The sequence below is a fragment of the Verrucomicrobium sp. 3C genome, from assembly GCF_000379365.1.
Classification (GTDB): domain Bacteria; phylum Verrucomicrobiota; class Verrucomicrobiia; order Methylacidiphilales; family Methylacidiphilaceae; genus Methylacidimicrobium.
The window spans coordinates 301427-322278 of the sequence record NZ_KB901875.1; the positions used below are offsets into that span (position 1 = coordinate 301427).

The window sequence follows — 20852 nt, forward strand, 5'->3', positions numbered from 1 at the left end:
AAACGCCTGGATCTCCCGCACCGTCATCCCTCGGGCATACATGGCGATGATCTTGGAATCAAAGCCCCCAAACCGCCGTTGCCCCTTGCGGACAAACCGAGGCTCGAAGTCCCCAGCTCGATCACGCGGCACCTCGATCTCCAGATGCCCATCCTCGCTCACCAAGGTCTTTCTGCTGGTCCCATTCCGATGGTTCTCCCGCCTCCGGCCCGCTTCGACCTTGGGCGCCTGGCCCTTCTCGTAACCCAGATAGTGGGTCATCTCCGCTCCCAGCACCCGCTCGTAGAGCCGCTTGGTCAGCTGCTCCATGATCCCCCCAGGACCCACCAGATCTTCCGGCTTCTGGTAGTCCTTCATCAGCTCTTCAATGATCGCCGCACTGATCCCAGGCTTCTTGCCTCCTCGGTCCTGCGCTTCCTGCTCGTTGTTTGTGGTCACTTCCCTTTCCATTTTCATCTCCTTCTACTTCGGTTGTGACCCACACACAAATTTTCGGATAGGCTCCAGTTGGGCATTGAGCACATACCCAGCTACTGTCCACAGGGCCGAGGACGGATGGAGCGCTTCTTCGGCACCTGGCAGGGGCGGCTGCCGCGGGAGATCCAGGCTGCGGGCATTCAGACCCTGGAAGCGGCCAACGAGTACATCCGGAAGAAGTTTCTTCCCTGGCATAACCGCACCCTGGCCGTAAAGCCCAAGGAAGAGGAGAGCGCCTTTGTCCCGGCCGGAGGAGCCGACCTGGATGGGATCCTCTGCGTTCAGGACGACCGAATCGTCGGCAACGACAACACGGTCCACTGGGGGCGGAAGAAGCTCCAGATCTTGCCCCAAAGCTGGCGTATGGGCTTGGCAAAATGCCGCGTCCGGCTCTGTGAGCATCTCGACGGCAACCTCAGCGTCCGGTACGGCCACCGGATCGTCGGCTGGTACGACTCGGAGGGCAAGCCGCTGGAGCCACACCAAACCAAGGCGGCTTAAAAGAGGAGCAGAACTTTGCCCTTGCCCCGGGGCAAGGGCAAGAACCCCAAAGGAAACAACAATCCAATATCCCAAGCGGTCAGATCACTTGTTACCAAAGCGGTCAGTTTGACATGTCTTCAACAGGCCAATAAGGGAAGTGCTGGCGTCGATGGAACGATAGCCTGGGCTTCCCACGACTCGCATGGCCTCAACTTCTCGAACCGCCCGGTGCGGACCCGCATGCCGGGTGGTGTGGCAGGGGCGCGGCTTACGCCGCCCCCTATGCCGATCAGCTACCGCTTTCGAGCCTGCATTTCCCACAAGCGCCTTCTCCTACGGCTTGCGAGACAGGCGGGCTAGTCTCCGTCCGTCTTTTTTTCCAAATGGCCCCCAAACTCGTAGCGCATCGCCGAAAGGAGCTTGTCGGCAAACTCTTCCCTTCGACGAGAACTGAAGCGGGCGTAGAGGGCGGAACTGATGACCGGAGCTGGCACCCCCAGGTCGACGGCCGCTTGCACCGTCCAGCGCCCTTCTCCGGAATCAGAAACCCGACCGGCGAACTGCTCCAGCTTCGGATCCTCAAGCATCGCTTGCGCGATCAAATCGAGCAGCCAGGAGCGGATCACGCTCCCCCGGCGCCAAACCTCCGCAACATCGGCCAGATTGAGGTCATATTGGTAATGAGCCGGTTTGCGAAGCGGGGTTGTTTCCGAATCGATCTGCTGCCCCAGCTTTCCGGCATTGGCGTGATGGAGAATGTTCAAGCCTTCGACATAGGCGGCCATCATGCCGTATTCGATCCCATTGTGAACCATCTTCACCAGATGTCCCGCCCCGTGAGGCCCGCAGTGCAGATATCCCTTTTCCGCCGTCCCTGGCTTCTTCTCTCTCCCCGGAATCCGTTCCGCAGCCTCTATCCCCGGAGCCAATGCTTCAAAAAGGGGATCGAGTCGTTCTACGACCTCCTTCTCCCCGCCGATCATGAGACAGTAACCGCATTCCAAGCCCCAGACTCCTCCGCTCGTTCCGACATCCACGTAGTGGATCGCTCGCGCCTTCAACTCCTCGGCCCGACGAATATCATCGTGGTAGTAGGAATTTCCTCCGTCGATGAGAATGTCCCCCGGTTCCAAATGGGTGGTCAGATCTCCAAGCATGGCGTCGACCGCTCCCGCAGGAACCATCAGCCAGATCGCTCGCGGCTTTTGCAGCTTTGCCGTGAGATCACCAATGGTGGAGGCACCGACCGCGCCCTCCCGGCTCAAGGCTTCCACTGACTCTCGGTGGAGGTCATAGACCACGCATCGGTGCCCCTTCCGCTGCCAGCGACGCACCATGTTCGCCCCCATTCGCCCCAATCCGATGACTCCGATTTCCATGATGGTTTCCTCCTTGCGCTTTTCTCTGAAGGACCGCTGACCTTTTGTTTTTTTTCGGGATTCCCTTGTCGCCATTTCCGCATAAGCGGAAGCGAAGAGTCCCGTAGCGAGCGGGAAAAGAAAGGACTCCTTCCGCCCTCCCCGCTCCGTGCGAACGAATCGTCACGTCGCTTCCGCTACGACGGAAAGCGGAACCAGCCTAGCTCTCGCCGGAAGTCATGCAAAGGCAAAAGTCTTACCCTGCCTGTCTCACCTAGATCGTCCCTTCCTCCCGGAAAACTCGTGTTTCGAGGCTGGAATAAAGCCCGTTCCGGAAAAAGAGACCTCCGCCATTTGGATGCCGAGGAAACTCCGGAATGACCGTTCGTGCTTGGGAAGCGACGTTCGAGGCCGCGTCATCCAACCAAACCACTGAGGCGCTAAAAAGTGAGGACCGTCATGCCTTCACCGATACACCGTCGAATTTCCGCGGCTCCTTTCACTAGCCTTGCCGGCAGCATCCGTTCCGCTTCGACGCCGTATGCTTCCAGGGAAACCTGACAGGCAGCAACGTCCACTCCGAGTTGGCGCAGATGATCGAGCGCCTCCGCAATGATCGGGGTCGATTTCTGATTGGCACGCAGCAGTTCGACTCCTGGACCCAATAAGAGGAACTCGATCTTTGTTTTCGGCTGATTCGCCAAAACCCCTGTCATATGAAGGAGCGAATTCGCCCGCGGGAAGGCCTCTTTCCCCGTTGTCACCACGACCAACAGCGAACTCATCGTTCTACCTCGGTCAGCGGATTCGTTCACCTCGGGATCCTTAACTCCTATGCGCCTGTCGTTTCGAGGCTCGGGTAGTCGGTATACCCCTTCTCCCCTCCGCCGTAAAACGTGGCCGGATCGGGTGCGTTGAGCGGTGCTTGGCGGCGGAAGCGCTCCGGAAGATCCGGGTTGGCGAGAAAGAGCTTGCCGAAGGCGATCGCGTCGGCGACCCCGGCGGCGATCGCCGCTTCGGCCCGGACGGCGTCGTAACCTCCGCAAAAGACCAGGACGGGAGCGAACGCGTGGCGCAAGGAGCGCCTCTCCTCCTCGGTCAGCGGTGGCCCTCCCGCCCAATCGGGCTCCGCAATGTGCAGATAGGCGATCTTCCGCTTGTCAAGCTCGGCCGCCGCGTACAAGGCGGTCTCCCAACTCGCTTCGACCGTCATGTCGGAAAATACACCCTTGGGAGAGAGCCGAACCCCCACCTTCTCCCGGCCGATCGCTTGGGTGACGGCATCGACGACTTCGAGCAAAAAACGCGCCCGGTTCGGCAGCGAGCCCCCATATTCGTCGCGGCGCCGGTTGGCCCGCACGTCGAGAAACTGGTTAAGGAGATATCCATTAGCGCTATGGATTTCGACCAGGTCAAATTCCGCCCGGCGCGCACGGACGGCCGAGGCGGCATATTCTTCGATGATTCGTCGGATCTCCCGCTGAGAAAGCTCCCGCGGCAGATCCACGGGAATCTGGGCGGGCGTTCCGTCGGGCAGAACGACGAAACACTCGGTCTTCTCGGCGCGAACCGGAGAAGGACCGACCGGCAACTGGTTGCCTTCCTGCAAAAGGTGGTGGGAGACTCGTCCCACGTGCCAGAGCTGGAGTGCGATCCTCCCTCCGGCGGAGTGGACCGCTTCGACGACCCGGCGCCAGCCCGCTTCCTGGGCATCCGTGTAGATTCCCGGCGTCCAGGCATAGCCTTGGCCTTCCCTGCTGATCTGGGTCGCCTCGCTGACGATGAGGCCCGCGGAAGCCCGCTGGGCATAATAGCGGGCATTGAGCTCCGACGGAACATCCCCCGGCTGACCCGCCCGAGATCGCGTCAGCGGAGCCATCCAGATCCGGTTGGGCGTTGTAACCGCTCCCACGGTCAACGGAGAAAAAAGATGAGATAGATTAGACATTGGTATCTCCAACCGTTCCGATTGACTACGCCTCGGAACCGAACAACGCCGCGCTCCGAGGAGAGATCCGCGTCTTGGACTACCAATCCGCCCACGCTTTTTATAGCAGACTTCTCCGGTCCGAGTCGAGCCGAGAGGCGGTACTCGGCAAAACAATCTGCTATGCTCTCCCGGATGCGCGAACTTATCCACCTCGACGCCTATTTTGCCCGGATCGGCTACGACGGCCCGAGAGCCGCGAGCCGCGACACCCTTCGTGCCCTGCACGCACTCCATCCCCAAGCCATCCCGTTCGAAAACCTCGATCCGCTGCTCGGCCGACCGGTCGCGCTCGACCTCGCCTCACTCCACCAGAAGCTCGTCCTTGGAGGTCGAGGAGGTTACTGCTTCGAGCACAACCTCCTTTTTGCCCAGGTCTTGCGTTCTCTGGGCTTCTCGGTCACCGGGCTCGCCGGGCGCGTCTGCTGGAACCTTCCCGAGAGCACACCTCCCCCTCGAACCCACATGGTTCTTCGGGTCGATCTCGACCCACCCTACATCGCCGACGTCGGATTTGGCGGGCTCACCTTTACCGCCCCTCTCCGGCTGGAAGTCGACTCCGTTCAGGAGACCCGTCACGAACCGATGCGAATTCTCCGCTCCGCGGACGGCTTTCTCGTGCAAGCCCTCCTTGGCGAGCAGTGGCAATCGCTCTATCGATTCGACCTTCAGCCCCAACTCCCGGTCGACTACGAGATGGCCAACTGGTACGTCTCTTCTTACCCGGCCTCTCGGTTCCGGAAGGAGCTGATCGCGGCGCGGCCGGACATCGGCTGCCGGTATGCGCTTCGAAACAGCGAGATGACGATCCACCGGATCCATGGGAAGATGGAGCGCCGCCGCCTGGCGAGCGGCTCGGAGATCCGCCAGGTGCTCGAAAGCCAGTTCCGACTCTCGCTGCCCGGAGAAGCGAACCTCGACACTCTCCTGGACCGAGTGGCAGCCGATCCCCCATCCTCGTCGTGCCGATTCGGCACGTCATGACAATAAGGGAAACCCGGGAACCACGAGAGGGACAATCCCACTACTGTTTTCCGCTTTCTTCCGATCGAGGGAGAGCGAAATTCATTGATCATGGCCTGGATCCGCCCCCGCTTTCCTGTTGCACTGTTTTTTGCGTTTTTCCTGCTGATCCCCTCCCTCCACGCGAGGAACGGCCACCAACTTTACCTGGAGAACTGCGCGCGCTGCCATGGCACCGGCGGAGAAGGGCTCGATCCCAATCCTCCTTTGAAGCACTCCTCATGGGTAACCGGCGATCCGGAGCGGCTGATTCGCATCGTTTTGAACGGCTATGCCGGGGTCATTCGCGTCGGAGAAGAAGAGTACCGGGGCCGGATGCCCTCCTGGAGGACGATGCTGAGTGACGATCAAGTCGCTTCCATTCTCACCTATCTCCGGTCGAATTGGGGGGGAGAGGAGATCTCCGCCGACCAGGTCGCCTCCGTCCGCCGGAAAACCGAGGGGGAGCCAACCACCGGAGTTGCTTCGGGCTGTATGGGAGGAGGAGGGATGAGACACGGCCGCCATTCCGGCATGGGCGGTGGAATGGGGTGCGGCGGCTGCGGACACTGATCCGGCTACAGACGGAGCAGCATCAGGGCGATGGCGGTGGGCACAAGAGCTCCGGCCGCCAACCCCAGTGGAGAGATCCCATCGGGGAAGAAGCGGCTCAAAAGAGCCTGACCCGCCGGATTGGGGGCGTTGGCGATCACGGTGAGCCCCCCGGCGGCGACCGCCCCGGCCATCACGGCCTGCTTCGATGACTCTGGCAGGCTGGGAACAAGACTTGCCAAATAGGTCACGAGCGCGTTGTCGTTGAAGGCGGTGATCACCGAGGCGCTGAAGAGGAGGCTCGTATCGCCTAACCGCTCGAGGAGCGGGCTGATCCACCAGCTTTGCAGGCTCCCAAGGATCTCCAGCCCAGCCAGAAAGAAGCCGACCAGCACGGCTCTCCGGAGAGAGACTTCGTCCTGGAACGGGCCGGTCACCTGCAAAAAGCCCAGAAAGAAGAGGAGGCCGCCCACGCAGAGAACCGGGGTATCGGCGGTAGCCACGATCCAGACAAGAAAGGCGAGGTGAGCGCCGGTGATCCAGGGAGGGACGCGCTCCCCGGCAGCTTCTTCCCCTCTGCCTTGGCGACGCAGCGTTTCCAACCGAGCAAACTCCTTTCGGAAGACCAATCGGTAAACCAGGCTTCCCAACGCCGTTGCCGCCGCCGCCTTGGCGCCAAAGTGAACGAGCATATATCCGCTTCCCCAGCCCCAGGCGTGCGCGGCCATGATCACCGGAGGAGCGGCGAAATGAGTGAGGCAGCCGCCGATCGAGACATTCGTAAAGAGAAGCCCGACGGTCGCATAGGAGAGGGCCGGACGCGGGCCAAGGGCAAAAAAGTGCTTGCCAAGCAGTAGGGCGGTCACCGTCATCGCTCCCGGCTCGGTGACGAGGGAGCCTGCCAAGGCACCCAGCGTCAACAGGGAAAACCACCAGGCTGCGACCGACTCCCGACCCAAGGCAGCCAGCCGTTGGAGCCATTGATCCAGGAAGAGAAGGATCGGCCGGCTGGAGGCGGCTGTCATGACCGCGACGACGAAGAGAGGCTCGGCGAAATTCCGGTTGATTTCCAGTTGCTGGATCGCTCCGGCCCAACCCTTGACACCGACCAGAATCCAAAAAAGCGGAATAACCCAGAGGCCGAAGACTACTTCGACCTCTCCCAGGAGGAGAAGCAGTTCTGCGGCCACCCGTTCCTTCGCGGCCTGTGGGCTCTGCTCGGCCTCGAGCCGGCGCGCCCGATTTAAGCGTTGTTCCGCCAGTCGGTGGAGGGAGGGAGTGAGGAAGGTATGAAGGATCGCCAGGAGGAAGATTCCCATTTCGACGAGCCGGATGGGGTCTTCCTCGACGGCCTTCCGCAAAAGTTTCGGTAGAGATAGAACGCTTGCCTCCTCCGAAATGACCGAGAACCAAAGCATGACTTTTCGTTCCCTACCCTCTTTCGCGCGCTGATCAAGGCAGCTCCTCCCAGAGAGCCCGCTCGAGAGCGCCGACCATCCCGGCCAAATCGTCGGCGGAGACGCAGAACGGAGGAACCAGCACCAGGACATCCCCAATGGGCCGAGTCAGCAGCCCGTAGGCTCGAGCCCGTTCGCAGACGCGAAAGCCCACCTCCCGCTCTTTCGGGAAGGATGACCGGTCGGCTTGCCTCTCGACAAGCTCAACCGCCAGCACGAGCCCCTCTTGCCGGACATCCCCCACGCGAGGATGCCGCCAGAACCGCTGGGAGAGAGTGCTCAGAAGCTCCGCGTGCCGGGCGATCCGCTCGAAGACCTCTTCCTCCTCGAAGACAGCGAGCGAGGCCAGTGCCGCCGCGCACCCGATCGGGTTCGCCGTGTAGCTGTGCCCATGCAGAAAGGCCCGGTTTTTCCCCCCGGTAAACCCCGCATAGATCTCTTCCCGCACGAGGGTCGCGGCCAGCGGCATCATCCCTCCCGTCAGCCCCTTGGCCAAGCAGAGGAGGTCGGGAAAGACCCCTTCCCGTTCGCAGGCCAACCAGCTCCCCAGCCGACCGAAGCCCGTGAAGACCTCGTCGGCGATCCAGAAGATGCCTCGTTCCCGGCAAAGCCGGTCGAGCTCACGCAGGTAGCCCTCCGGGTGCATCCACATTCCGGCGGCCGCCTGCACCTTCGGTTCGATCCAGAGGGCGGCCAGACGGTGGCCGTGCCGATCGAGGGCCTCCTCCAGAACCCGGACGCATTCCCAGGAGCATCGGCGACCCTGGCGGGCGTCCTTTCTTCCCGCCGCCGCGCGATTGAATGGGCAGCGGTAGCAGGCCGGCGCTTGGATGGGAACGGAAGGAAAGCGCAATGGCTCGAAAAGCCGGTGAAAGCGGCTTTGGGCCACGCTCATCGCTCCGACCGTGTCCCCATGGTAGCTCTCCGCGAGGCAGAGAAAGAGATCGCGCTGGGGCTGGCCGTTTTGCTGAAAAAATTGCCAGACGATCTTCACGGCCGCCTCGATCGCCGTTGCGCCATCGTCCGAAAAAAAAGTCCGGTACCTGGGGCCGCTCTCGCCTGCCGCGATCCTAGAAAGCCTTTCCGCGAGCTCGGCTCCCCAGGGATGGGTCAAGCCGAGAAACGAGACATGATCGATTCGCTCGAGCTGGTCCCGGACCGCCGCGACAAGCCGGGGATGCCGGTGTCCATGAAGATTGGTCCAGATCGCGGAGTTGCCGTCCCAGTAGCGCTTCCCCTCCTCGTCCCACAGATAAGGACCTTCCCCGCGCACGATCACCGGCAGGCGGTGAGCCGGATCCCGCCAGGGTTGATCGGGAGTAAAGGGATGCCAGACGAAATCCTTGTCTCGCTCTTCGGAAGTCATCCTTTCTCGCGCTCGAGCTCCGCCTGAAGCAGCCGGATCTCTTCCGGGGTGTGAAAGGAGCAGAGCGAAATCCGCAGCCGGGCAGCCCCTTTGGGAACGGTCGGAAAGCGGATCGCCGGGGCAAAGATTCCTCTCTTCCGAAGCCGGGCGGCGACCGCCGTCGCCCGTCTTTCCTCCCCGCAAAGCACGGGAAAGATGGGAGACCGCTCTCTCTGGCTCCCTCCAAAAAGGGCGATGATTTCCCGGAGCCGCTCGCGCCGCCGCGCCCCCTCTCCCGAAGTCAACAGGGCAAGAGCGGCCTTGGCCGCCCCGGCCGAGGGCGGCGGCAGCGCCGTCGAGTAGACAAAAGGGCGGGCACGGTTGACCAGAAGGTCGATGAGCTCCTTGTCGCCGGCCACGAATCCTCCTCCCGATCCGAGCGCCTTGGAAAGCGTTCCCAGCTCAACCTCGATCCGCCCTTCCAAGCCAAGTCCCTCGATGATTCCGGCTCCGGTCCGCCCGAAGATTCCTTCCGCGTGCGCCTCATCCACCAGGCACCAAGCCTCGTACCTTTCCTTCAAGCCAACCAGCTCTCGGAGCGGGGCGATATCCCCATCCATCGAAAAGACCGATTCGGTGACCAGGAGCGCCCGCCGGCATCTCCCGCGGTGCCGGCGCAAGATCGCCTCCAGCCCATCAAGGTCGTTGTGGGGGAAGACGCGCAGGGCGGCCTTGCTCGCGCGTGCCCCGTCGATGAGCGACGCATGGCTGAGCCGGTCGAGCACGACCAGATCCTGCGCTCCAACGAGGACAGGGATCGTGCCGGCCGCAGCCGCATATCCGCTCGAAAAGACCAGCGCCGCCTCCCGGCGCTTCCAGGAGGCGAGGTGCGCTTCCAGATCCCTATGGAGGGCTGCACCCGGATCGAGCAGACGAGAGGCTCCGGCGCCCGCTCCCTCTTCCAGGAAAGCTCGGCATCCCGCTTCGATCACCGCCGGATGGCGGGAAAGGCCGAGATAGTCGCTCGAGGCGAAGTTGAGCCAGGTCCGCTTTGCTTCTGCGCCCCCCTCTCCTCCTCCGCGAGCAAGCCGAGGCAGAGACCGCAGCAGCCCGGCTTCCGTCAGTTCTTCCAGCTCCCGGCCGAGCGCCGTGCGAAATTGCCCGCTCATGGAAGCCAGCGGCCCTCCGCCTTGCGTACCTTTCCGTGCACCATGAGAAAAAGAGGTTCCTCCCGGCTCTCGATGCAGGATTCCCAAGGATCGAGTCCGCTCCTCCACCGAAACGCCGCGAGATCCGCCCAGGCCCCGCCCCGAATTTCGCCCAAGGCTCCCCGCAAGCCCAGCGCTCGCGCTGGTGTTGCCGTGACCATTTCCCACCATCGTTTCGGCGCGATTCCCGGATGCCGATGGCGCGCTTGGCGAATCTCCTCCCGCAGGTCGAGGGTGTCGTTGCTGGCCAAGCTGTCAGTGCCCAGGCAGACGGGGATTCCGAGCGAGAGCATCCTCTCCAGGGGAAAGGGAGCGTAGGAAAAGAAGGCGTGCGACTTGGGGCAGTGCACGACCGGAAACGCCCGCGTGGCCAAAAGAGTCCAGTCCGCCTCGCAGAGATAATTCAAGTGGACGAGCAGCATTCCGGGGGTCAGGCCTCCAATCCGATCGAGCCACTGGAGCGGGGAAAGCTCTCGGCCGGCCATCCTGGGGCGGCCGGCTTGACTGACCAGATCCAGGAGTTCACCGTCTCCTTCCCAAAACATCGTCCACTCCTCGGGCGACTCGGCCACATGCGTGGTCACCGGAAGGCGGAAGCGCTGCGCGCTATCCCGCACGAGGCGATAGAGCTCGGGGGAGGCCGTGTAAGGCGCATGTGGCGCCAGCCCCAGCCTGCCGAGCGGGACGGGAGGCTGATCGAAGAACCGGAGAACCGCGAACGTCGCTTCCTCGGACCACACGTGGGGACGGAGATCGATCATCTCCAGGAACCACCAGCAGCGGAGCGGAATCCGGTCGGCAAGAAGCAGAAGCTCCGGGTAGGACTCCATGTTGCCCACCCCGGTAGTGCCGGATCGGGCGAGAAGCCCGAATCCTTCGCAGAGCGCCGCTTCGAGCGACCCCCGGCTCAAGGACGCCTTGAGACGAAGGATCTCCTTGACCCATGCAGGGAAGGAGGTGGCGGGCAGCTGCCCCCGCAGCCCCGTATAATCCAGATGGACGTGGGTGTTGATCAGCCCCGGAGAGAGAACGGAATCCTCGAGAACGACTCGCTCCTCGCCCGTCCGAAGAGAGAGATCCTCGGCGACTTGAATGATGCGGCTGCCCAGGACGCGAACCATCCCAGGGACAAGTACCTCTCCGGATCCAAGGAGAACAGCCTTAGCGGAAATGAGCATCCTTCGTTACCCCACCTGATTCCCCTGCTCACCATTCCGGTCTTCTTTCGCCTGCGCCGAAACAAAGAGGAGTCGGGGATGAGCGGCGGAAAGTCGCGGGAAGAGCTGCCTTCCCCATCGCTGCCAGGCGTACTCCGTTCCGGCGCTCAACGCCCAGGCATAAAAGGCTCCCACAAACCATCCGGCGAGAACATCGGAAGGATAGTGAACTCCGAGATAGACCCGCGAGTAGCCCACCAGTCCCGCCCAGAGCCAAACCCAGGCCATTCGCGGGCCATAGACGGCATTCGCCAGATAAGCGAGAGCCGCGTTGTTCGCCGCATGCCCCGAAGGGAATGAGTGGCCTCGGGGTCCTCCGTTTGGATCCGACCAGGAAATCTTTCCTTCATCGACTTCCCGGACCCCGGAAAGAACGGAAAAGGGACGGGGACGGTGCACGAGATGCTTCAGGCCGTCGGTTACCCCCATATCCCCTACGACGAGGCTAATCCCTACGAGGCCCAGGAAGCAGCGGTCCCGGAAGCGGCCGAACAGGGTCAAAAGCACCACTCCAACCAGAACGACACCTTGAAAATGGTGGTAGTGGGAGACCACGGGCATCCACCGGTCGAGCAAGGGGCAGGTCCAATGAGTATTGACCTCGTAAAAAAGCCAGAGGTCCCAGCCCATATGCGTTGGATTGCTCTGCCGCGCCCTCTTAGTGCCCGGAGCGAGACCCCTTTTCGTACGTCACCGACGGTAAAGTCGCAAGGCATTCCCGACGACAAACAGGTCGGACATGCCCATGGCCGCCGCACAGACAGCCGGGGCGAGCACCCCGAGGATCGCCAGAGGAATGGCCGCCGCGTTGTAAAAAAAGGCCCAGAAGAGATTTTCGTGGATCGTGCGGAGCGTCTTCGCGCTCAAGGAGAGGATTTCCGGGATCGCCTCGATGTCTTTCCGCAGAAGAATCATATCGGCGGATTCCCGGGCAATGTCACTCGCCTGGAGAACCGCGATGCCGAGGTCGGCTTGAGCCAACGCCGGGGCATCGTTGATCCCATCCCCGACAAACGCGACTCCTCCCCCTTGGGATTGGAGGTTTTGCACGAGCTCGGCCTTGGCTTCCGGGCGCACCTCGGCGAAGGTCCGTTCCGCCGGAATCCCAACCTCTCGAGAAAAGGCGAACGCCGCCTCCGCCCGATCGCCGGAAAAGAGATAGACCTCATAACCCTGTTCCTGCAGCCTGCGCAGGACTCCGGTCGCGGAGGGCTTGGGCCGGGCAAGAACCGGCAGAGTTGCCAAGAGCTGTTTCCCTAGCGCAAGACCGAGCGTTCCGTTCGCTCCACTCGCAGCCTCGCGAGGCAGCGCGACTCCCAATTCCCCAAGCCAGGGGAGGGAACCCAGCCGGGCCGTCTCGCCCCGAAAGCGAGCCTTCACCCCCAGGCCGCGCTCTTCCTCCCACTCGTCCAGCTCCGCCCCTGGCACTTCCGCCAAATACCGGGAGACCGCTTGGCTCAGCGGATGGCGGCTCGGCGCCGCCAGCGCCCGCGCCAGCCGCTCCGCTTCCTCGGGAGCGTCTCCATAATAGGTGGGCTTTCCCACGGTCGACTCCGTAAGGGTACCGGTCTTGTCGAAGACGATCCTCCGGATCCTGCCGCATTTCTCGAGCGCCTGCGCGTCGCGCAGAAGAACGCCTCTCCGGGCCGCCACGTTGGCCGCCACGAGGATCGCCGCGGGAGTCGCCAGACCCATCGCGCACGGGCAGGCCACGACCAGAACGGAAGCAGCCCGCAGGAGGGCTTTTTCCCACCCCAGGCCAAACCATCCCCAGCCGAGAACGGTCCCTCCCGCCACGACCAAGACGGCCAGGACGAAGAGATTGCTCACCCGATCGACCAGCCGCTGGATCGCCGCGCGGCTCTGCTGGGCTCGCTCGACAATTGCCGCGATGTGCGCGAGCACCGTCTCCGACCCCGCCGCCGACACGCGCATCACGATCCGCCGACTCACGTTGATCGTTCCGGCATAGAGCAGCCCGCCAAGCGCCTTTTCCACCAGGCGGGATTCGCCCGTGAGCATGCTTTCATCCAGAATCGCCTTCCCTTCCTCGATGACCCCGTCGACAGGCACGCGATCCCCCGGACCCAGAATCACGAGATCTTCCTTCCTCAACCGCTCCACCGACACCTCTTCCTCTCCCCCGTCGGAACGGCGACGGCGTGCCTTTGGGGGGGCCAAGGACAGGAGGGTGCGGAGAGTCCGGGAGGCCCGGAGGGAGACACGCGCTTCCAACCAATGGCCCACGCTCACCAAGGTGAGGATCGCGGCTGCCTCGTCGAAATAGGCATGTTCCAGAGCCCCGGGCCGAAAAAGGCCATAGACGCTCAAGAGGAAGGCGGCGGAGCTTCCCAGGGAGACCAGCACGTCCATGTCGAGCCTCCCGTGACGGAGTTGACGGTAGGCTCCCTGGTAGAACGGACGCCCGGTAATCAGTTGCACCGGAAGGGCCAGGGCAAGCTCAAGCCAGCCGAGCCAATGCGGATGGGGCGGGACCCGGACGAGCCAAGGCAGGACGAACAGGAACGGAGTGAGAATCACTCCCACCAGCAGGCCCCGCTGCCAAGGGCCGGATGAGTCCTCCTCGTCTTCCGCGGGCGCCGCCTCATAGCCTGCCTTCTGCACCGCCTCGACCAACGCTGCCGGAGAAGGACCACCCTCCCCGGTCTCCACCGTCGCTCTGCCTTTCTCGAGATCGACCCGCGCCGAGGTCACCTTGGGAACCGCGCTCAACGCCGTTTGCACATGCCGGGCGCAGTTGGAACAGGTCATGCCGCCAATTCGTAATCGAATGGTCATCCCATCAGAATACGCGATTCTTTCCGAATCCCAAGCGGGCAGGAGAGGAACTTCGCGCCGAGCGGGATCGAGGAGGCGGTTTTAGCCTGCGGCCAACCGCTCGAGGATCTGGATCGCGTTCCAGGCCGCTCCCTTGAGGAGCTGGTCGCCGCTCACGAAGAGGGCGAGCGCCCGGGGATGCGAGGGATCCTCCCGAAGCCGACCCACCAGAATCTCCCGCTTGCCCGCCGCATCCAGCGGGGTCGGGAAGCGGTTGGCCTGCCGGTCGTCGACGACCTCGACACCGGGGGCATGGCGGAGAATCTCCCGGGCGTCCTCGGCCGAGAGCTTGCGCCGGGTCTCCAGCACGACCGCCTCCGAATGCGCCCGAAAGACCGGAACGCGGATACAGGTGGGGCAGACTCCCAGGTTGGGTTCTCCAAAGATCTTGCGAATCTCCTGCGCGACCTTGTTCTCCTCCTCGTTGAACCCGGAATCATCGACGGGAGTGTTGTGGGAAAAGACGTTGAAGGCGATCTGTTCGGGAAAGACCTCCTTCCGAATCGTTTCGCCCGCCGCATATTGCCGGACCTGGGCATCGAGCTCGAAGAGCGCCTTCGCACCGGCTCCGCTTGCGGCCTGGTAGGTCGCCACCACGATCCGTTCGATGACAGCGGCTTGATGGAGGGGCCAGACCGCGGTGGCGAGGATCGCCGCGGTGCAATTCGGATTGGCGATGATCCCCGAATGGCGGTTCAGCGCCTTCGCGTTCACTTCCGGCACGACCAGCGGGACATCGTCCACCATCCGAAAAGCCGAAGAGTTGTCGATGACGACCGCTCCGCCCTTCACCGCGACCGGGGCATACTGGCGGGAGACCGAACTACCGGCGCTCAGGAAGAGATAATCCAGCCCGGACAGCCTCCCCACGCTGATCTCCTCCACCGGAACCGGATCCTGACGAAAGGAGAGTCGTCGACCTGCGGAACGGGCCGAAGCAAAGAGACGAATCTCGGAGATCGGAAGACTTCCCGCTTCTAAAAGGTGAAGAGCCTCCTGGCCGACTGCCCCCGTTGCTCCAGCAATTCCAATTCGCAAGGCCATGGTAGGCGGGATCGTGCCTTGGCGGCTACGATGAGCTTCCCTTCTCCTTCTCCTTCTCCACCGGCCTTCCTCCGATCGGAGCAAGCGGCTTTGCCGCTTCGATGCCCTTCAGCGGCCGCGCCGGTGCACCCTCTTTGCCTGCCAAGGGCAACAGCTTGAAAATGGAGTCGGCATCCGGTCTCTCAACCTTGTCGGCTTGGAGGCTCTCCGATTTGCCGACGAAGACCGCTCCCTGCTCGATCGCCAGGGCTCCCGTCTGCACGTCGCCAAAAACCTGGGCCGATCCGACCAACTCCAAACGCTCTCGAGCCAAAATATTGCCGAAGACCTGACCACGGACGACCACCTTCTTCGCCCGAATGTCGGCTTTGACTAGAGCGGTGTCGCCAATCACCAGAGTCCCATCCTCCGAGAGAATCTCTCCTTCCAGCCTCCCGTTGAGTTGAAGCTCGCCCGTGAACCCGACGGTCCCGCGGAACTCGGTATCCCGCGTGAGTACCGTCACCTTGGGACCGGCTAGCTCGTTCTCGCTTCTCGTCGCTTCGGGGGAGATATTCATAAGGGATAAGAACGAAATTTTTAGCCTTACAGCAAACGCGGGTTCCTCGCTCTTTTCAATCTCTTTTTGCCGACTCTTCTCCGAGCCTCACCCTTTGCGGTTTCCCCGGTTCGAGGCGGCTGCTAAGATCTCGCTCTCGATGATGGGCGCTGGACAAGAGCCGCCTCCGCGAACCGGCCGCCACCGGAAGGGGAGATTTCCTCGCGCCATTCGCCCGCTGCTCGCGATCCTTGCCTTCTTCTCCTTGCTTGCACTCGCCGGCGGCCCATGGGTCGGGCGCCGGATCCGAGCCAACACGTCCAAAATTGTCACCGGCATCGCCCGTCACCTCGCGCTTCCCCTGGATATTGACTCGGCCGAGTGGCTCTCCTCCACGGCCTTCCGCCTCCGCGGCGTCTCGCTAGGGGACGTCAGCCGGATCTCCGATGTTCTGATCCGGTGGAGATGGGACGATCTTCTTTTCCGGCAGAGGCTCGGCTACGTCGAAATCCATTCCCCCACGGTCTGGAGTTCGGCCCTGATCGCTTTTTTGGAACGCGAGTCGCAGGGAGCGCCCACCAATCCGTGGCTCCGGTTCCTTCCCAAACCCCGCCTCCAAATCGACACCATCCGCGTGACTCGGGCCACGATCAATATCGACCGGCTCGCTCCCCACCTGCCGCCGATCCCCTTGGCCTTGGGCTTTCATGGACAGCCGATCGAGCTCCACGACATCCCGGTCGCCGGCCTGAGTCGGGAGGATCGCCTGATCAATGTCGCGGCCGTGCGCAACGTGATGATCTATTCCCCGTATGACCCACTCTCCAAGATCCTCACCATCGAATCTCTCCGGGTCAAGTTTTCCTGGCGGGGACTCTCGCAGCATCGGGTCGATCAACTGGCGATCTTCGATCCGGTGCTCTATCTCGGCCCCGATCTCTTCTGGTATGTCGAGCAGTTTCGCAAGGAGGAGGAGGTCCGAAGAAAGAGACGGCGCGAACGGACCCTGGAGCAGTGGACGGCCGACAAGGTACTCCTCCGAGGAGGACAATTCGTGATCAGCGCCTTCGGTGCTCCGGGGGTCGTGCTGCCCTTTCTCTTTGGCCTGAGCTCGGAAAATGTTTCGCTCAACGATTGGTCGCAGGCGAGCCTCAAGAACGAGATCGAGATCGTACCGGAGAGAATCCAGTACCCTTCTTATCATGTCATCCTCGACGTGCGGCGGGGACGCCTCTCCTTCAACCTGCCGCTGAGCGAAGCGCGGGCGAACAACCTTGTTCACACCATCTTCTTTAATGAGGTGTCCTGGCGCGGGATCCGAGCCACCGACGATTGGCTCGACGTGACCTTCAACAGCGGCGGCATCTTCGGCCATTTCGGCGGCAAGCTCTACGGAGGACAAGCAGGTGGGGGATTCTCGATCCGTTTCCAGAAAGACTTTCCGTGGGACGGATGGGTTCACCTGCAGGGAGTCTCTGTCGAGCCGATCGCGCAGCAGTTTGCGAGCAACCGCTTCGCCTTAGCCCTGACTGGGACGGCGGACGGCCGCCTCCACCTCGATGCTCGGGGAACGAGCCTGCAAAATGCCTTCGGCTTTTTGACGCTCGATGGTCCGGGAACACTGGAGATGCGAGACATCGACAGCTTTCTCCAACGCCTCCCCGCCGATTGGAGTCCCGCCAAGCGGCAACTCGTCCAGATTCTAGGTCAATCCCTGCGCCGCTACGCCTACTCCGTTGGTTTCCTCTCGCTCTCCTATGCACTCCCGGAGAGCCACCTCCGGTTGGAACTGCGTGGACCCGACGGGAAGAGAAACTTCAAGATTCGCTGGCAACAAGATCCCCGGATGGGGGCGCCGATCGCAAGCGGCTTGTCTCTCGAGCCGAATTCTGATCAGTTGCCGGAACAAACGAATGGAGAGTATTCCCCGATTTCCCCGTAAGGGATGGGTTCTTCTCGCTGTCCCGATCACTCTCCTCGGATGCTCGCCCTCCGTTCGCGTGACGACTCCGGAGCCGGTGCGCATCCACGTTCGCATGAACGTGGAAGTCACCGAGAAGCAGAGCGCCCATGCGCCTCCGGTCGCGCCCGAGGTCGCGGAGCACCGGCGGCTGCGTTCGGGAGAAATCCAAGGCTTGAAAAACGCTGGGGTAATCGGAGAAGATCGCGATGGTTTTCTTGCCGTCGTCAATCCTCCGGCGGATGTTGCCTACAAGCAATTCGCGGAGCGTGTGGTCCAAGACGAGAACCGGGACCGCCTGAAACTCTACATGGCTCAAACGAAACTACAGGGAAAGACGTTCGAGGAGATCCAGGATGAGTATGCACGGCGCTGGGCCAGGCGCGCCTTCCCTGGAGAGTATGTGCAGCAACCCGATGGAGCGTGGGTTCGCAAATAGCGAGTCGATGAAATCGGGCGCTTTCCGGTCGGGGATCGCCGCATTGTCTCTCCTTCTCGCGGCCCTGGCTCTTCCCTTCCGAGGCGAGGCGCAAAGCGACCCGGAATATCCACTTCCCAGCCAATCCGGATCGGAAAGCACAGCTCCCGAGCGGGCGCCCTCCGAAGCTCCGCTTCATCCCGTGCAGATGGGCCCGGCGAACTCGTCCCTGTCCGGGCAGGCTCCAGCGGGCTACGGCACGCCCCGGGCCGGCCAGGAGGCCCCATTCGATCCGACGGGAGGGCTCCGGACTTTCCTTGAGTCGCTGCCCGACAAAGTGCGCAAAGGCATCGAGCACCATCTCAACCGGAAAGCGACACATGCGCTAGTCGGCAGAACGGACTCGCTCAGTGGTACCTACGTACTCGTTCATGAAAGGCTCCCTCCCCCGCGCGATCCCCTGGTTCACGTCTTCCTGCTGGCCGACGGGAAGGTCCAGCAGCTCTTCATCAGCGCCATCCCCTTTCGGGTACCCGCCGGAGCTCGCATCAGCAGGGAAGATAAAATGTCGCTCGTCCTCTCCTACATCTTTTTTCAGCAGGCAAACCGGATTCCTGCGGTCCTCTCCCAGGAAGCGCGGCCTACCGCTCCTTGATGGCTCTAGCCCGCAAGCCGGTGGTTCGGTCGGAGAGAGGAAGCACACATTTTCCTTGATCGCGACGAAGAATCATCTCATTTGAGCATGAGCCCCGTGCGATTCGTCGAGCGACCAAAGCGGCAACCTCTCATTAACTTGGTGTCCCTGATCGACATTTTGTCGATCGTGCTTCTGTTTTTCGTCGTTACGACCACTTTTCAGCGCGAAGAGCCTGCGGTTAAGATCGACCTCCCGGAATCTGCCCGGGCCAAACCGGTTCGCGCGGATGTGCCCCGCATCATCTATGTAACCGAGGACGAAAAAGTTTTTCTCGACGACAAGCCGGTCGAGCCCAAGGAACTAGGCCGCCTCCTGAAGGAGACCCTCGCCAAGTCTCCGGAAACCAAGATCGCATTGAAGGCCAGCAAGAAGGCTCCTTTTGAAATCATTCTTCAGGTCATGGACGCCGCGAAGGTTGCCGGCATTGCCAATCTGCCTACGTTTACCGTAGACGAGAAACCATCCAAGAGCCCCCAGCCGTGATTCTCCCGATCGTTCTGTTCGGCAACCCGATCCTTCGCCAGCCGGGCTCTCCTGTTCGGCACTTCCATGGGGAACTCCGTAAGTTTGCCGAGGACATGCACGAAACGATGGTCGCCAATCAAGGGGTGGGGTTGGCCGCCCAGCAGGTGGCCAAAGCCTTGCTCTTCACAGTGATCGACGTCACGGCGGCAAAGGCCTCCTCGACGATGACCATTCGCGGCCAGCAGATTCCGGTAGAAGAGCAGATGCCCCTGTTCCTGGCCAATCCCCTCCTTTCGTTGACGAAATCGAAGGAGATCGGAAACGAGGGTTGCTTGAGCTTCCCCGGACTCCGGATCGACGTCCCCCGTTCGCGACGCGTTTCGGTCCGCGCGCAAGATCTTCAAGGGAAGCCTCTGGTCTTCGAGGCGAGCGGCTTTCTCGCCGTAGTCATCCAACACGAGGTCGACCACCTCTACGGCAGGCTCTTTATCGATTATCTCAAGCCGGCGCAGCGAAAGGAGATCAAGGAAGATCTCGCCCGTATCCGGCAAGGACTTCCCGCTCTCACCAAGGAGTAAACCACCCGAGGGTCCCTTAAGAGAGATCCTTCTGACGCAAAAAGTCCTCGAGTTCCTGGCCTCCAAAGTCCGCAAGGATCTCGTCCCCCCATTCCATAGTGGGTGCCTTGGATTGACCCGAGATCGCTTTCATGCGGCGATAGGCTTCCGAATTCCGCAGAACGTCGAATCGGTCGTAGGATATTCCGTACCTCTGGAGTAGGGCCTCCACCTCGACGCACCATGGACAACCCGTTTTCACGTAGAGAGTTACTCGTTGCATGGATCAAGATCGCTTTTCGCTGACGCGCATTCCTGTTGCATGGCTTAGATAACGTTTACTCGAGAAAACCCGCCAAAAACATGCCCGAGGCTCTAGGCGGAACCGGCGAGCCGAAGAATGACCTCGTCAACCGGTGCCTGCAATCCCGTGAAGAACGGGCCGAACTCCCCGTATTGGGCGCTCACGGGATCGAAGCGCATCTCCGCCACAATCGCTTTTACCTCGTAGGGATCCTGGGAGAAGAGAGTCACGCCCCACTCCCAGTCGTCCAGCCCGGTCGAACCCGTCACATACTGAATCACCCGGCCTGCGTAACGCCTCCCGATGCGCGCATGCCCCTGCATCAACTCCTTCCGCTCCGAAAAGGGGAGAGCATACCAGTTGGCGCCCGGTTCCCTTTTCTTGTTCATCGGATAAAAGGCGAAAAAGCGCCAGTCGGGCAAGGTAGGATAGAGCCGGACTTCGGTGTAGTGGCGCATCCGTTCGCGGAAGGACTTCATCTTCTCCTCGAATTCCGGTGATCCGGGAACGAGTCCCTCTTGGGAGGTGAGTTGATCCGCATGTTCCTCTTCGGAGGTAGTGTAGTCGGAGCGCTCGGTCATCGAGAAGAAGGAAAAGACCTTCGTCCAGCCGTGCCGTCCGAGCAGCGCACCAAGACGCTTTTCCCAGCTATGGAGCCGGTAGAGATCGGGAGAAAGAAAAACGAATCCGAGATCCGCCCGCCCGATCAGGGAAAGGGTCGCCGCTTGGGAGCGATGGGTTCCCCGAGCCTCCGCCAGCAGCGTTTCCACGGCCGAAAGCAGCCGCTTGGTAGAGACCTCCGACCCTGCAGTCGTACCCGCCTCGAAACGGTAAAAGAGATGAAGCACGAAGAGCCCTTCCTTGGGCTCCAGCTTCTCGGTCGTCAGTTCGCTCACCATGCATCGATCTTGCGAAAAAGGCCGCCCAATGCCAATCGAAACTGTG

The 20852-nt window shown here is 61.9% G+C and carries 22 protein-coding genes; 8 read left to right on the top strand and 14 right to left on the bottom strand.

Annotation, left to right across the window (positions count from 1 at the left end; genetic code table 11):
• The coding region (locus A37A_RS0101895; protein ID WP_018289852.1) for an IS256 family transposase at positions 1-456 on the bottom strand (456 nt) is incomplete at its 3' end.
• Between the two features lie 99 nt (positions 457-555).
• On the opposite strand from A37A_RS0101895, the gene A37A_RS15190 reads away from it, so the two are divergent.
• Positions 556-978, top strand: coding sequence for a hypothetical protein (locus tag A37A_RS15190; protein WP_018289853.1), 423 nt, complete (start codon positions 556-558; stop codon positions 976-978).
• 338 nt (positions 979-1316) lie between these two features.
• Here A37A_RS15190 and gnd read toward each other — a convergent pair whose 3' ends face one another.
• The 3 genes from gnd to A37A_RS0101920 form a co-directional block, all read right to left on the bottom strand.
• Positions 1317-2339 (bottom strand): phosphogluconate dehydrogenase (NAD(+)-dependent, decarboxylating), encoded by a 1023-nt coding sequence (gene gnd / locus A37A_RS0101905; protein WP_020493871.1) that lies wholly within the window; start codon positions 2337-2339, stop codon positions 1317-1319.
• Positions 2340-2758: 419 nt separating this feature from the next.
• Complete coding sequence (locus tag A37A_RS0101915) at positions 2759-3103, bottom strand: DsrE family protein (RefSeq protein ID WP_018289856.1); 345 nt, start codon at positions 3101-3103, stop codon at positions 2759-2761.
• 47 nt (positions 3104-3150) lie between these two features.
• Positions 3151-4266 (bottom strand): alkene reductase, encoded by a 1116-nt coding sequence (locus A37A_RS0101920; protein WP_026195589.1) that lies wholly within the window; start codon positions 4264-4266, stop codon positions 3151-3153.
• A gap of 174 nt (positions 4267-4440) precedes the next feature.
• Between A37A_RS0101920 and A37A_RS15195 the strand changes: the two genes are divergently transcribed.
• Positions 4441-5289 (top strand): arylamine N-acetyltransferase, encoded by an 849-nt coding sequence (locus A37A_RS15195; RefSeq protein ID WP_155996408.1) that lies wholly within the window; start codon positions 4441-4443, stop codon positions 5287-5289.
• Between the two features lie 90 nt (positions 5290-5379).
• Complete coding sequence (locus A37A_RS0101930; RefSeq protein WP_018289859.1) at positions 5380-5880, top strand: cytochrome c; 501 nt, start codon at positions 5380-5382, stop codon at positions 5878-5880.
• Positions 5881-5885: 5 nt separating this feature from the next.
• On the opposite strand, the gene A37A_RS15200 is transcribed toward A37A_RS0101930, so the two are convergent.
• The 8 genes from A37A_RS15200 to A37A_RS0101970 all read right to left on the bottom strand — a co-directional run bounded on the left by A37A_RS15200 (position 5886) and on the right by A37A_RS0101970 (position 15527).
• Positions 5886-7277, bottom strand: a complete 1392-nt coding sequence (locus A37A_RS15200) for a putative Na+/H+ antiporter (RefSeq protein ID WP_018289860.1) — start codon at positions 7275-7277, stop codon at positions 5886-5888.
• A 34-nt stretch (positions 7278-7311) separates the two neighbouring features.
• Positions 7312-8682: an adenosylmethionine--8-amino-7-oxononanoate transaminase gene (gene bioA, locus A37A_RS0101940; protein WP_018289861.1), complete on the bottom strand. Its 1371-nt coding sequence runs from the start codon at positions 8680-8682 to the stop codon at positions 7312-7314.
• Positions 8679-9830 carry an 8-amino-7-oxononanoate synthase gene (locus tag A37A_RS15205; RefSeq protein WP_018289862.1) on the bottom strand — a complete coding sequence of 384 codons (1152 nt, stop codon included), beginning with the start codon at positions 9828-9830 and terminating at the stop codon, positions 8679-8681. The genes bioA and A37A_RS15205 overlap by 4 nt, the downstream gene beginning before the upstream one ends.
• Complete coding sequence (locus A37A_RS0101950; protein WP_018289863.1) at positions 9827-10990, bottom strand: amidohydrolase family protein; 1164 nt, start codon at positions 10988-10990, stop codon at positions 9827-9829. Before A37A_RS0101950 ends, A37A_RS15205 begins: the two co-directional genes overlap by 4 nt.
• Positions 10991-11053: 63 nt before the next feature.
• Positions 11054-11716: a phosphatase PAP2 family protein gene (locus tag A37A_RS0101955; protein WP_018289864.1), complete on the bottom strand. Its 663-nt coding sequence runs from the start codon at positions 11714-11716 to the stop codon at positions 11054-11056.
• Positions 11717-11776: 60 nt separating this feature from the next.
• Complete coding sequence (locus A37A_RS0101960; RefSeq protein ID WP_020493875.1) at positions 11777-13885, bottom strand: cation-translocating P-type ATPase; 2109 nt, start codon at positions 13883-13885, stop codon at positions 11777-11779.
• Between the two features lie 81 nt (positions 13886-13966).
• Complete coding sequence (locus A37A_RS0101965) at positions 13967-14968, bottom strand: aspartate-semialdehyde dehydrogenase (RefSeq protein ID WP_018289866.1); 1002 nt, start codon at positions 14966-14968, stop codon at positions 13967-13969.
• 25 nt (positions 14969-14993) lie between these two features.
• Positions 14994-15527 carry a polymer-forming cytoskeletal protein gene (locus A37A_RS0101970; RefSeq protein ID WP_018289867.1) on the bottom strand — a complete coding sequence of 178 codons (534 nt, stop codon included), beginning with the start codon at positions 15525-15527 and terminating at the stop codon, positions 14994-14996.
• A 139-nt stretch (positions 15528-15666) separates the two neighbouring features.
• Between A37A_RS0101970 and A37A_RS20430 the strand changes: the two genes are divergently transcribed.
• From A37A_RS20430 to def, 5 genes are all read left to right on the top strand, one after another.
• A complete protein-coding gene (locus A37A_RS20430; RefSeq protein WP_196799461.1) occupies positions 15667-17448 on the top strand; it encodes a hypothetical protein in 1782 nt (593 codons plus the stop codon).
• Entirely contained in the window at positions 17420-17905 is a 486-nt protein-coding gene (locus A37A_RS0101980) for a YdbL family protein (protein WP_018289869.1), read from the top strand. The genes A37A_RS20430 and A37A_RS0101980 overlap by 29 nt, the downstream gene beginning before the upstream one ends.
• A gap of 7 nt (positions 17906-17912) precedes the next feature.
• Positions 17913-18539, top strand: coding sequence for a hypothetical protein (locus A37A_RS0101985; protein ID WP_155996412.1), 627 nt, complete (start codon positions 17913-17915; stop codon positions 18537-18539).
• A gap of 87 nt (positions 18540-18626) precedes the next feature.
• Positions 18627-19064 (top strand): biopolymer transporter ExbD, encoded by a 438-nt coding sequence (locus A37A_RS0101990; protein ID WP_018289871.1) that lies wholly within the window; start codon positions 18627-18629, stop codon positions 19062-19064.
• The gene (gene def / locus A37A_RS0101995) at positions 19061-19624 is read left to right on the top strand and encodes a peptide deformylase (RefSeq protein ID WP_018289872.1); all 564 of its coding nucleotides are present in this window, start codon (positions 19061-19063) and stop codon (positions 19622-19624) included. The genes A37A_RS0101990 and def overlap by 4 nt, the downstream gene beginning before the upstream one ends.
• Positions 19625-19640: 16 nt before the next feature.
• Here def and A37A_RS0102000 read toward each other — a convergent pair whose 3' ends face one another.
• Together A37A_RS0102000 and A37A_RS15215 are read right to left on the bottom strand one after the other, a co-directional pair.
• Complete coding sequence (locus A37A_RS0102000; protein WP_020493876.1) at positions 19641-19886, bottom strand: glutaredoxin domain-containing protein; 246 nt, start codon at positions 19884-19886, stop codon at positions 19641-19643.
• A 92-nt stretch (positions 19887-19978) separates the two neighbouring features.
• Positions 19979-20806, bottom strand: coding sequence for a chlorite dismutase family protein (locus A37A_RS15215; protein ID WP_040887925.1), 828 nt, complete (start codon positions 20804-20806; stop codon positions 19979-19981).
• Positions 20807-20852: the final 46 nt, after the last annotated feature.